This window comes from Anaerobacillus alkalilacustris (assembly GCF_001866005.1).
Classification (GTDB): Bacteria; Bacillota; Bacilli; order Bacillales; family Anaerobacillaceae; genus Anaerobacillus; species Anaerobacillus alkalilacustris.
In genome coordinates this window covers 75,981-88,972 of the sequence record NZ_MLQR01000031.1, presented here as the reverse complement: position 1 = coordinate 88,972, position 12,992 = coordinate 75,981, and the positions used below count along the sequence as shown (strand labels likewise).

Here is a 12,992-nt window from a genome sequence, read left to right as displayed (position 1 = left end):
TACGGGAAATTTATGGTGTTAAATATTCATAACAAATAATAATTTACATAGGGGAAATTTCAAGTAAGAACGAACATACATAAAATGCTTATTAGGTGGGAGGACTCGTACAGATGCAGCTCGTTTACGGATTATTAATCATTATTTTAGCGTTTATTATTTATGGCGTAATATCAAGGAAAAAAATATACAATGAAGTCGATCGGCTAGAAGCTTGGAAGATGCAGATTATGAATAAACCGGTCGCTGATGAAATTTCAAAAATTAAAGGCTTAAATATGTCTGGGGAGACGGAAAGTAAATTTGAAAGTTGGCGTAATGAATGGGATGATATCATTACTATAAAGCTTCCAGATTTAGAAGAAAAGTTATTTGATATTGAAGAAGCAGCAAATAAGTATAGATTTGTAAAAGCAAAAAATATATCGATAATAATTGCAGAAGAATTAACGAATATCGAAAATATTATTCAGGTAATGATGGCGGATATAAAATCATTGATACAAAGCGAAGAAGAGAATCGTCAACAAATTGATGAAATTCGTAATTTTTTCAATGAATTAAAGGCTCATTTTTCTGTAAATAAAGGTGCTTTAGGTACAACGGTCTGTTCTTTTGAAAGCAGAATAAAAGAAATTGATAAATCATTTTTGTTTTTTGAGCACGCTACAAAAGAAGGTAATTACTTTGAAGCTAGTGAAATATTAACGATGATGAAAGAAGAGATCGTTAAAGAAAAGTGGAAAATTGATGAAACGCCGAAAATTCTCGTACAAATTCAAAAGGAAATTCCATCCCAAATCGAAGAACTATTACAAGGGATAAGGGAGATGGAAGAGGACGGCTATATACTTGAACATTTCTCATTCAAAAATGATATTCAAGAAATAAAAAAGGAATTAAAACAACTTCTTAACCTAGTTGAAGAAGGGGACGTTGAAGCTGTCACTAGTCCAGTTACGGGCATTTACCATACCATTGATGAAATATATGATACGCTAGAACAAGAGGTGCTAGCTAAGCAATATGTACATTATGAACTTTATAACATTGATGAAGAAACCAAAAGTTTATATGAACAATTTTTGGAACTGAAAAATGAAGTAGAGAATGTGAAACTTAGTTATCGAATACCTGAAGAGGATTTAAAATTAACTTTGAAAATTGAAAAGCAAATGAAAGATCAATTAAATAGATTGAGGGTAATTGAGGAAATAGTTTTTGGATATAAACAATCGTATATTGATATTAAAAAGAGTATTGAAGATTATAAAGAAGAACTAGTCGATCGGAAAAGTACACTAGAAAATTGTCAACAGACACTTAATGCATTACGTAAAGATGAATTAAAGGCTAAAGAAACCCTAAAGGAACTTAGAGGGAAAGTTCATCAAGGTCAACGAATAATTAAAAAAAGCAACATACCGGGTTTGCCAGAGGCAATTCTCTATAAATTGGATGAGGCCCAAGCAAGTCTGAGTGAAGCTAATGAAAAAATGGAAAAAATTCCCCTTGTTATTCAAGAGGTGAATAATGCTATGGAGTTAGCATTAGAAAATGTAAATGAAGTGTATAACTTGATTACAGCTACGGTCGAACAGGCATTAACTACTGAGAGAGTCATCCAATACGGAAATCGTTTTAGAAGCAACAATGCTTATATCCATGAGGAATTAAATAAAGCGGAAGAAAGTTTTCGAAACTATCAGTATGAAGACTCACTAGAGATTGCGTTAAAAGCGATTGAGACAGTTGATCCTAATGTGTTAGAAAAAATTAATTCCTATTTTATGGAAAAGGTCTAGCTTATGCTAGACCTTTTTCTTTATAAAATCACAATTTATAAATTTCTAACTTGGAAACTGTCTAGCTCCAGGCGCCATCGGCTCGATCACTTCAGACCTTCTCTTTCGGTCAAAAACCCGACCGCTACGAGCAGGTCTTCCAGTGTTTGTCGCCGATAGGCGGGCGCCTTGCGCTTTTCTTGAAAGACAAGAAATCGTAAATCCTCAAGTTGGAAAATTGTCTAGTGCTTAACACCTGTTGATTTGACAGTTTTGTTTTTCCTAATAATGAATAGTGTATATTATATAACGAGAATAAAATTATTGTCAGGTGTGTACAAAAACAGCTATTATAGGGTAATAGTGAAAGTGAAAAGGTGGTGATGTTGGTGGTAAGATGGCTGTTGCTCTCAGTTGTTGGAGTAGCTTGTATAACGGTTTGGTTCATGGTTTTGCATACATTTATTGTCAGTGAAAAAACTCTTTATAGTCAACCAATCCAAATAAGTAGTCTACAAAATACAGATGAGGAACCAACAACAGACCCTTGGGAAGAGGATGTATTAAAAGAACAAAAAGAAATAGAAACAACTAACGATGGAGTTGATATAATAACTCGTGGAATTCGAAAAGGAGATTTTGTGAAATATGCCCCAGATGGAGTGATTTCGATTGACGTTTTATTATCAATTATAAACAAAGACCAACATTGATTGTTGGTCTTTAATTCGTTTAAGTGAGATACTATGGTGGTAATGTAAATGTTTTAAAATACTGCAGTATTCGGGTACTATTTTAATCCTTATTCAGTTGTGATATTATATTTAAATGCAAAGATTTTGTGAAAAATCCGTTAGTTTTATATTTGTAAATTACCGTGCTATACAGTTTTTTAATAATTTCTTTGCTCCAATAATTTTATTTTTAGAAATTTATAAAGGAGAGTAGCAATGATTTACTTTGACAATAGTGCTACAACTAAACCTTATAAAGAAGTAATTGAAACCTATGGAAAGGTTTCTGAAGTATTTTTTGGAAATCCTTCGTCTTTACATACATTAGGAAAAGAGGCAGAAAAACTGTTGGATCAAGGAAGAGATCAAATAGCAAAGCTTCTTAAAGTTAATAAAAAAGAAATTATTTTTACTTCTGGTGGGACAGAAGGAAATAATTTAGCAATAAAAGGGACTGCCTTACAACATCAAGGTCGAGGGAAACACGTTATTACAACGCAAGTAGAACATGCATCAAATTTTGAGGCTTATGAGCAATTAGAAAAACGTGGCTTTGATGTAACGTATTTGAACGTAAATGAAGCCGGGGTTATTTCTATCGAAGAATTAAAAAGGGAACTTCGTGATGACACAATTCTTGTATCGATGATTCATGTGAACAATGAATTAGGGTCAATACAGCCAATTAGGGAAGTAGGAGAACTACTCGCAAAATACCCTAAATTATATTTCCATGTTGATCACGTACAAGGAATGAGTAAAGTACCAATATCAATAAAAGATTATCATATTGATTTGCTTACGATTTCAGGCCATAAATTTCATGGGCCTAAAGGGACTGGGGTTTTATATGTCCGCAATGGTGTAAAGTTATATCCGTTGCTTACAGGTGGAGTTCAAGAACATAATTTGCGAGCTGGAACAGAAAACATTCCAGGGATTATTGCGATGGCCAAAGCACTAAGAATATCTATGGAAAAATATGTAGAAAATAAGGAACGCTTAAGAGAGCTAAGGGATCATTTAGTTAATAATCTTCATGAAATAGAGGGTGTAATAATTAATAGTCCTATGGAAAATAGTGCCCCACATATTATTAATTTTTCAATGCCGAAAATGAAACCTGAAGTGGTTATCCAAGCGCTAGGTGAAAAAAAAATGTATGTTTCTACTAAGTCTGCTTGTTCCTCGAAATTAGCAGAGCCCAGTCGAGTATTAATGGCAACAGGTATTGGGTTAGAAAGGGCAGAAAGTGCTATTAGGGTTAGTTTTTCGTTTGGAAATACAGTAGATGAGGTTAATGAGTTCATTTTAGCTTTAAAAGAAATAATAAAACAATTAAAAGAAGTGATGAGGTAATAAAGATGAATTATGATCACATAGTTATTCGCTACGCAGAACTAGCATTAAAAGGAAAAAATCGATCTACGTTTGAAAGAAGATTGCAAGAAAATATCAAGGTGGCATTAAAGCCTTATCCAGCTGCCAAAATTGAGAGAACGTTCGGAAGAATGTTTATTAAATTAAATGGAGAAAATCATGAAGAAATCGCTGAAAAACTGTCAAAAATATTTGGCATACATTCCTTTAGTTTAGCGGTTAAGGTTGATAATGAGCTTGAAAAAATTCAAGATGGTGCATTAAGAGCTATTTCAGAAGTATTGTCTGGAACAATGACATTTAAAGTATCTGCCAAAAGAGCGAATAAAGGTTTTCCAATTAATTCGCAAACGTTAAATTACGAAGTGGGTAGCTATATTTTGAGGAATACTCATGATTTAACAGTAAATGTACATAACCCGGATATTGAAGTAAAGGTAGAAGTAAGAGAAACTTCTACGTATATAAGTTGTGCCGTTTACAAAGGTTCTGGCGGGCTTCCTGTAGGTACTGGTGGTAAGGTAGTACTTATGCTCTCAGGAGGGATTGATAGTCCTGTTGCTGGTTATTTGGCTATGAAACGTGGTGTGAAGATTGAAGCAATTCACTTTCACAGCCCTCCTTATACAAACGAACGAGCAAAACAAAAGGTAATGGATTTAACCAAAGTCTTAACGGAGTACGGTGGAAAAATTAGACTTCATGTTGTTCCTTTTACAAAAACTCAAATGACAATACACCAAAATATTCCAAGTAACTATACAATGACTATTATGCGTCGAATGATGCTTCGAATAAGTGAGAGAATAGCTCAAGAACAAAAGGCTTTTGCTATTACTACTGGTGAAAGCCTTGGGCAAGTTGCAAGTCAAACCTTACACAGTATGCATACGATCAATGAGGTAACGAATATGCCGATGATACGTCCGTTAGTAACTATGGATAAATTAGAGGTAATTGAACTCGCGCAAAAAATTGGGACATATGATTTATCAATTCTTCCTTATGAAGATTGTTGTACAATCTTTTTACCACCGGAAACAAAAACTAAGCCAACTAGAGATAAAGCAAATTTATTTGAAGAAAAGTTAGATGTTGAAGCATTGGTGCAAGAAGCTGTTTCAAATGTAGAAATAATTGATATTTTCCCAGCTAAAAAAACCGATAATGAGTTTGGAGAATTATTATAATAATTAACGATATTTTTCGACTCCTAGCTTTTTGAGCATTTCAACTCACACAAAGGAGGTAAAGAGCACCTCTATGTGTGAGTCTCCAATGCTTGTCTAAGCTACCAGTCGTATCCACTTTTTTTGCAACAATTACCAGGTGGTTTTTTGTATTGATTCCCTCAAGAATACACATCATATGTGTACAAGGGGGTGAGATACAATGGCAACTAATAACAACAGTTCAAATCAACTATTAGTCCCTGGTGTTCAACAAGCTCTTGATCAAATGAAATATGAGATCGCTTCTGAGTTTGGTGTTCAATTAGGACCAGATGCAACTTCTCGCGCTAACGGTTCTGTTGGTGGTGAAATTACTAAGCGTCTAGTTCAAATGGCTGAACAACAATTAGGTGGCGGTTATCAACAACAATAATTTAATAAAAATGGCTGTGAGGGGTGACTTTTTGTCGCCCCTCTATTTTATATAATCAGAATTTATTAATTTCTAACTTAGAAACTGTCTAGCTCCAGGCGCCTACGAGCTCGGTCACTTCAGTCAAGCTACTGACTTCAATAACTACATGAATAACGTCTCTGAATAGCTTCATGCAGCTTTGCTCCTGCGATTACTCGTCGCACAAAACACTGCTTCGAGGAAGTTACTACGAAGCACTAGAAGACGCAGAAGCACGTAGGAACCCAAAGAGCGGCTTCTGTCAAAGGCCGCCCCAGTGAAGCTACTACTTGGATTACTTCGAAGCGGCACAGGAGCAGCTGCTCGTGACCAAGGCGCTTGCGCTTTTCTTACAAGGTAAGAAGGTATAAAATTTCTTACTTAGAAACTGTCTAGCTCCAGGCGCCATCGGCTCGACCACTTCAGGCCTACTCTTTCGGCCAAAAAACGACCGCTAGAGTAGGCCTTCCAGTGTTTGTCGCCGATAGGCGGGCGCCTTGCGCTTTTCTTATGTTGCAAAACTTCCTGAAATTTGTAACTATAAGTAAAGGTATTTAAAGAGAAAGGAAGAAAAGTATGGGAACATTATGGCATGGTGGTACCATTTACACATTACAAAATCCTACACATACTGTAGAAGCTTTGTTTGTAGAGAATGGGATTATTTGTGATTTAGGAAAAGTTAGTGAAGTAAGAGAGAGGTATCAAAAAAATATCACGTCGGAAATAAATTTAGAAGGTAGTTTTTTGTATCCTGGATTTGTAGATAGTCACTTACATATGGTTGGACACGGTGAAAAATTAATTCGTTTAGACCTTTCAAATATGTCCTCGATTGAAGAAATATTATTACATATAGAGAGAAGAGTAAAAACAATTGAAAAGGGTGAATGGATTATTGCAGAGGGGTGGAATGAAAATAATTTTGAAAAACAAGCAATCATTCATCGTAGGCAACTAGACAATATTTCAACAGAACATCCGATAATGTTAACTCGTGTATGTCGTCACGCTATTGTTGTGAATAGTTATGCTTTAAAATTAGCAGGAATTGATGAAAGTACAGAAAATCCTGAAGGTGGGGTAATTGTAAAGGATGATAAAGGTATACCGACTGGTTATTTGTTAGACCAAGCTCAGGAGCTTGTTAAATCGATCATGCCACTAGTATCAAATTCTTACCTTACAAAAGCATTATCTCATTCAATAGATGATCTTCTCAAAAAGGGATATGTTGGAGGGCATACAGAAGATTTAAATTATTACAATGGTTTTGAACATACGTTTCAAACTTTTTTAAATATTATTGATGGAGTTAAAATGAAGTTTCGTACAAATATGCTCGTACATCATGAAGTTGTCGACGATATGCATATGTTAGGATATCACTTTGGAGATGTTTCGCCTTTTATTCAATTAGGTGCGATGAAAATTTTTGCAGATGGATCGATCGGTGGTAGAACGGCGCTATTAAAAGAACCATATTCAGATGAGCCACTTGAAAATGGAGTTGCTATTCAAACGTTAGAGGATCTGAGGGAATTAGTTCAAAAAGCAAGAATTTATGAGATGCCTGTTGCTATTCATGCAATTGGAGATTTAGCCTTAGAATATGCTCTTGATGCTATTTCTACTTATCCATGTAAAGAGGGTTTACGTGATAGGATTATTCATGCTCAAGTTGTAAATGAGCAATTAATTGAAAAGTTAAAAAAACTGCCGGTAGTGTTAGACATTCAACCACGGTTTGTTGCTTCAGATTTTCCGTGGGTAATCGAGCGCTTAGGAGAGAAAAGGATAAAATATGCGTATGTTTGGAAGACATTTTTAAAAGAAAAAATTATGTGTGCAGGTGGCTCTGATGCCCCGATTGAACCAATTGATCCTCTTTTAGGAATTCATGCTGCAGTGACGAGAAGAAATCCAAATGAATATCATCATATTGGTTACCATCCAGAAGAAAAGTTAACTCCCTTTGAAGCTATACAACTTTTTACTGTTGGTAGCGCTTATGCGATTGGCGAAGAAGGTTTTCGAGGCAAGATAGAAAAAGGTTATTTAGCTGACTTTACAGTTTTTGATAAGGATCTATTAAACATTAGTGGCCCAGATGAGATAATAGATGCAAAAGTCTTGATGACGGTTGTTGATAATACAGTGATGTATAAAAGAAATGAATTTAAAGAATAACTTTTATAAGATGTGGTTTTACTACATAAAACAGAAGAGGCCAATTCGTTGGCCTCTTACGTTAATTTTTGTTTAAAAACGTCTTCTGTACTCTTTGAAAAAAAGAATTGTCTTTTAGTTTCAACATTTTTATTTTTATATCAGCAAGTTTTATTTTAACATCGTGGCAATGGCGAATGCTTAACGCTTCGTTATCTGCACCAATAATTGGATAGTCGTTTCCATCTTGAACAACGCTTAGTTTCATGGAACTATTACCACTTAATATTAAAGGGGATCCTAGAGTACGAAATTCATTATTATTCAAAGATGAAATTTCTGCTAATTGAATTGATTTTAAACGAGGGTCCACTACAGCACCACCCACTGATTTATTATAAGCAGTGCTTCCTGTAGGAGTGGAAACGATTAGTCCGTCACCACGGAAACGTTCAAAAAATATGTCATCAATGAAAACATCAACGACAAATGTCCGGATAACATTTGAACGGATTGAACATTCATTAAAACAGTAAAATGGTTTTTCGTCATTAATGGTTACTTCAATAGCAGGGTATTGGCGAATTTCGACATTTTCATTTTTTAGAGCTTCATCGATGGAAGTGAGATCATTAAGTGAAAAGTCAGTATAAAAGCCTAGATGATCACCATTGTTAACGCCTAAATACAAGGCTTCTTGTTGAAATTCTGTTTTTCGTAGTGCTTGAAGAAAAGCGCCGTCACCGCCAATACTAACGATGATATTGGCTTCCTTGAAATTAGAAACGAGCCGATAGTTGTATTGTACTAATAGTTCTTTAAATGGCTTAATTTTTTCTTCAATTTCATTAGTGGGCTTATAAAATAGAAAAACGTTTCTTTTAGTAAGCATTTTCGTTCCTCCTTTAGCTAGGTATTTTAGACGAAATGTTATACTATCCTATTATTTCTAATTTTTAATAGGAAAATCCTCCATAAAATACTATAATTTCATAAAAGGAGATGGTTTTTTTGAGTAGTAAACGTTGGGTTGCTTTAGGATTAGCTTTTTTACTTTTCTTACTTTCCATTGCTATTAGTTCGGTCACAGCTAGGACGACGGGGCAATGGGCTGGGTGGTTAGCTAGTGGTGGTGATGAAGTTTGGCATGAAAAGGTAATCGAAAAGGGTAATGGGCGAGGGAAAATTGTTGTATTGTACGTAAATGGTGTTATACAAGAAGGTTATGATGCTCCATCTATTTTTGAAACTGTGACATATAACCACCGAAACTTTCTTTCGATGTTGCGACATGCTAGTCAAGACCATCTTGTAGATGGGATTATTATTCGAATAAATTCTCCAGGTGGTGGAGTAGTAGAAAGTGCAGAAATTCATGATTTAATTTTAGAAATTCAAGAGGAATATCGTAAACCTGTCTACATTTCTATGGCGAGCTTAGCGGCATCAGGTGGGTATTATATTGCAGCCCCAGCTGATAAAATATTTGCAAATGAAGCAACTATTACAGGTTCATTAGGAGTTATTATGCAGACGATTAATGTAAGTGAGCTTGCCGATAAATTGGGCATACGTACAGAAACAATCAAGAGTGGTCCATATAAAGACATTATGTCATCTATGCGTGAGATGACTGAAGCTGAAAGAGAAATTTTACAATCAATCATTGATGATTCTTATGAAAAATTTGTAGATGTCATTGCTAGTGGGAGACAAATAGAAACGAAAGAAGTAAGAGAGCTTGCTGATGGGAGGATTTATTCTGGAAAACAGGCGCTGGATTTGGGGTTAGTAGATGAGATAGGAAATATAGATGTAGTAATCGATGTTATGCGTCAAGACATTGGTAGGGGTGACATTGATGTTGTGAAGTATGAAGCTCCGTTTAGCTTTCCGGGCTTTTTAACTATGACGATGCAGAATATGGTTTCCAAAAATCAAGACCCACTAGGATTAAAGCAACTTATAAGGTATTCTAATTCACCTAGTTTAATGTATTTATATGACGTAGATTATAAAATGGAGTGAGATAGAATGGATGAACAATACCTAAAGCAAAAAGTAACCATTGAAAAAGAAGAAAAGAAATATAGGTATGCTGGTTTTTGGATGAGATTTTGGGCTTACTTGCTAGATTTAGTCGTTGTTGCAAGTATAAATGGCATTGTTGTAACTTCGGTATTATCTATTTTGGGGTTATCAAACGTTAAAATTGCATTTTTTTCATTAGAAGCAGTATTAATCGCTTTTGTAACTGCCTTGTATTTTTTATTACTAACAAAAAAGTGGGGACAAACAATTGGTAAAAAGGTTTTGGGCATAAAGGTTGTTCATGTTAATAACCAGCCGTTAACGTGGTCGTCTGTCATTTTTCGTGAAGTAGTAGGTAGATATATTTTACAAGTTTTCATTTTGACATATTTTCTATATCTCATTGTTGCATTTCAAAAGAAAAAACAAGGTTTACATGATATGGTTGGTGATACGTACGTTATTCATGAGTAAATATAGTTAACAATGTTAATCAAACTGGATTTGTACTTAAGGCTCATAGCCCCCACCTCAAAGCGTAGTGTAGGTGGGAACTTCCATTCAGGTGGTGTTGAGACTCCATCTGAATTTCCGATGTTCTAGCAAAGCGAGAACGTGTTTTCTTTTAGTTCACTCTTTTTCATTGTTTATTTTTATATAGAGAAGGCGATAATGATTGAGAAGGAGGAATTTTCCATGCATTGGATTTGGTGGGTAGTAATATCGATTACGACTTCTCTCGTATTGCTTCCTTTTGCAAAAATAAAAGTAAATCTTAATTACTTTCATAATCAAGATAATGATGAACTTGCTATAAAAATATCCACCTTCTTTGGCTTAGCTTCCTATAAAATAAGCGTTCCTGTCTTAAAAATTGATGAAGATTCCGCTTCTATTATCGTTAAAGAAAAACAACATTCAGCAGTAGGTGATAATGAGAAGACAGAAAAAATCACCCCAGAGATAATACTTCGTGACCTTCGTAAGATAAAAGATTTTTTAAGACATGTCATAGGATTTCATAAAATAGTAAAAAAATTTTTAAATCGTATATCAATTAATCATTTCTCTTGGAGTAGTCATTTAGGTATTGGTGATGCCGCTTCTACAGGTACTTTAGTTGGTACGGCATGGGCAATAAAAGGAAGTACACTTGGTATCATTTCTCATTATATGAAGTTAAAAGTTGAGCCACTTATTGAAGTACACCCGACCTTTCAACAAATGACTTCACATACTCAGATTTCATGTATGATTTCATTTCGACTAGGGTATGCTATAATCGCAGCTTTGCAAACCGTAAAGCATTGGAAAAAACGTCCAAAGTTTACGTCGGAAAATTTGTATGAGCAGAACGGTACTTAAAGCGAGGAGGTTATACTTAAATGTCAGAACATCCAATTCAAGGCCTAATGAAAACGGCTATGGAAAATTTAAAGGAAATGGTAGATGTTAATACAATTGTTGGAGATCCGGTGGAAACTCCTGATGGAAGTGTTATTATGCCAGTTTCAAAAGTAGGTTTTGGTTTTGCTGCCGGGGGAAGTCAATTTGTCATTGATAAACCTGGAACTAGTGATAAAGAGCACCCATTTGGTGGTGGTAGCGGTGGTGGTGTTTCAATTACACCAATTGCATTTTTAATTGTAAATGCATCTGGAGTTAAAATGGTTCATTTGGATGAAAATACACACCTTTATGAAAAGTTAATGGATTTCGCACCGCAAGTAGTGGATAAAATTCAACAAATGTTAAGTAATAATAAAAATCACAATGAAAACCATAGTACAGCAAATCCAATTACAAACAATGATAAGTTTGAATTATAAATAAAAAACTGAGCTTGAGTTGATTTTCTCAAGCTCAGTTTTTTATATAATCAGAATTTATAAATCTCTAACTTGGAAACTGTCTAGCTCCAGGTGCCATCGGCTCGATCACTTCAGACCTTCTCTTTCGGTCAAAAACCGACCGCTACGAGCAGGTCTTCCAGTGTTTGTCGCCGATAAGCGGGCGCCTTGCACTTTTCTTGTAAAGGTGAAATTTTGAAGCTAGAAAGTTGTAAGAAGCATATTCCTTGAAATTTCACAAAAATACAACTATATTAACAGTGTAAAGATTGTTATTATGAGGAGGCAATTCATATGGCTAACGTAACATTTAAAGGAAATCCAATAAACTTAATAGGTAATGAAGTGAAAGTAGGGGATAAAGCTCCACAATTTTCGGTGTTGGAAAATGATTTAACTCCATTCACATTAGAAAATATTAAAGACAAGGTAACAGTTATTAGTGTTGTTCCGTCCCTTGATACAGGGGTGTGCGATGCTCAAACTAGGCGCTTTAATGAAGAAGCGGCTAAACTAAACGGTGTAGACATCTTAACAATAAGCGTCGATTTACCGTTTGCTCAAAAGCGTTGGTGTGGGGCAGTAGGTATTGAAAAAGTTAAAACATTATCTGATCATCGTGACCTATCGTTTGGAACAGCTTATGGTGTTGCTATTGAAGAATTAAGGCTTCTAACAAGAGCGGTATTTGTTATTAATAGTAAAGGGGAAGTTGCATACGTAGAATACGTCTCTGAAGCAACTGATCACCCTAATTACGAAGCGGTGATAGAGGCAGCTAAAGCATTAATTTAGATTCCATAAAAAAATGGAAGGTACAACAAACAATATTAAGTAGTTGAGATAACGTCAAGATCATCTGACTCACATAACAATGGTAGTATGATATTATAATATCAATAGTAAAACGCACAGGTAAATTGTGCGTTTTTTACTTTGATTATATTAACATAAGACGTATATAAAATTAGTTAGGATACTTTTTTCATGTTTTTTATATATCAGAATTTATAAATTTCTAACTTGAAAACTGTCTAGCGCAAGCAGCCTACGAGCTCGGTCACTTCAGTCAAGCTACTGACTTCAATAACTTCATGCAGCTTTGCTCCTGCGATTACTCGTCGCACGGAAAACAATTGCTCTTGAGCAAACGGAGTGGCACAGGAGCAGCTGCTCGTGACCAAGGCGCTTGCGCTTTTCTTGCAGTATCAGAATTTATAAATTTCTAACTTGGAAACTGTCTAGCTCCAGGCGCCATCAGCTCGATCACTTCAGACCTTCTCTTTCGGTCAAAAACCCGACCGCTACGAGCAGGTCTTCCAGTGTTTGTCGCCGATAGGCGGGCGCCTTGCGCTTTTCTTGACAAACTCGATAAAGAATTGCTCGGTGAGGCACTTTTTTTCGGTAAAAGCTATTTC

General features: G+C 35.2%; 12 protein-coding genes. 11 read left to right on the top strand and 1 reads right to left on the bottom strand.

Annotated elements, in window-relative coordinates:
- Window positions 1–113 precede the first annotated feature (113 nt).
- The 6 genes from ezrA to BKP37_RS13345 all read left to right on the top strand — a co-directional run bounded on the left by ezrA (window position 114) and on the right by BKP37_RS13345 (window position 7,714).
- Window positions 114–1,805, top strand: coding sequence for a septation ring formation regulator EzrA (ezrA, locus tag BKP37_RS13370; protein WP_071310112.1), 1,692 nt, complete (start codon window positions 114–116; stop codon window positions 1,803–1,805).
- Window positions 1,806–2,173: 368 nt separating this feature from the next.
- Entirely contained in the window at window positions 2,174–2,497 is a 324-nt protein-coding gene (locus BKP37_RS13365) for a hypothetical protein (RefSeq protein ID WP_071310111.1), read from the top strand.
- 237 nt (window positions 2,498–2,734) lie between these two features.
- Complete coding sequence (locus BKP37_RS13360) at window positions 2,735–3,877, top strand: cysteine desulfurase family protein (protein WP_071310110.1); 1,143 nt, start codon at window positions 2,735–2,737, stop codon at window positions 3,875–3,877.
- 5 nt (window positions 3,878–3,882) lie between these two features.
- Window positions 3,883–5,088: a tRNA uracil 4-sulfurtransferase ThiI gene (thiI, locus tag BKP37_RS13355; RefSeq protein WP_071310109.1), complete on the top strand. Its 1,206-nt coding sequence runs from the start codon at window positions 3,883–3,885 to the stop codon at window positions 5,086–5,088.
- Between the two features lie 202 nt (window positions 5,089–5,290).
- Window positions 5,291–5,503, top strand: a complete 213-nt coding sequence (locus BKP37_RS13350) for an alpha/beta-type small acid-soluble spore protein (protein ID WP_071310108.1) — start codon at window positions 5,291–5,293, stop codon at window positions 5,501–5,503.
- 597 nt (window positions 5,504–6,100) lie between these two features.
- A complete protein-coding gene (locus BKP37_RS13345; RefSeq protein WP_071310107.1) occupies window positions 6,101–7,714 on the top strand; it encodes an amidohydrolase in 1,614 nt (537 codons plus the stop codon).
- A gap of 61 nt (window positions 7,715–7,775) precedes the next feature.
- On the opposite strand, the gene BKP37_RS13340 is transcribed toward BKP37_RS13345, so the two are convergent.
- Window positions 7,776–8,585, bottom strand: coding sequence for an NAD kinase (locus BKP37_RS13340; RefSeq protein ID WP_071310106.1), 810 nt, complete (start codon window positions 8,583–8,585; stop codon window positions 7,776–7,778).
- Between the two features lie 119 nt (window positions 8,586–8,704).
- On the opposite strand from BKP37_RS13340, the gene sppA reads away from it, so the two are divergent.
- From sppA to tpx, 5 genes are all read left to right on the top strand, one after another.
- A complete protein-coding gene (sppA, locus tag BKP37_RS13335; protein WP_071310105.1) occupies window positions 8,705–9,721 on the top strand; it encodes a signal peptide peptidase SppA in 1,017 nt (338 codons plus the stop codon).
- A gap of 6 nt (window positions 9,722–9,727) precedes the next feature.
- The gene (locus BKP37_RS13330) at window positions 9,728–10,198 is read left to right on the top strand and encodes an RDD family protein (RefSeq protein WP_071310104.1); all 471 of its coding nucleotides are present in this window, start codon (window positions 9,728–9,730) and stop codon (window positions 10,196–10,198) included.
- 222 nt (window positions 10,199–10,420) lie between these two features.
- Window positions 10,421–11,089 (top strand): DUF2953 domain-containing protein, encoded by a 669-nt coding sequence (locus BKP37_RS13325; RefSeq protein ID WP_071310103.1) that lies wholly within the window; start codon window positions 10,421–10,423, stop codon window positions 11,087–11,089.
- A gap of 20 nt (window positions 11,090–11,109) precedes the next feature.
- Window positions 11,110–11,553 (top strand): GerW family sporulation protein, encoded by a 444-nt coding sequence (gene ytfJ / locus BKP37_RS13320; RefSeq protein ID WP_071310102.1) that lies wholly within the window; start codon window positions 11,110–11,112, stop codon window positions 11,551–11,553.
- A 315-nt stretch (window positions 11,554–11,868) separates the two neighbouring features.
- A complete protein-coding gene (tpx, locus tag BKP37_RS13315) occupies window positions 11,869–12,369 on the top strand; it encodes a thiol peroxidase (protein ID WP_071310101.1) in 501 nt (166 codons plus the stop codon).
- Window positions 12,370–12,992: the final 623 nt, after the last annotated feature.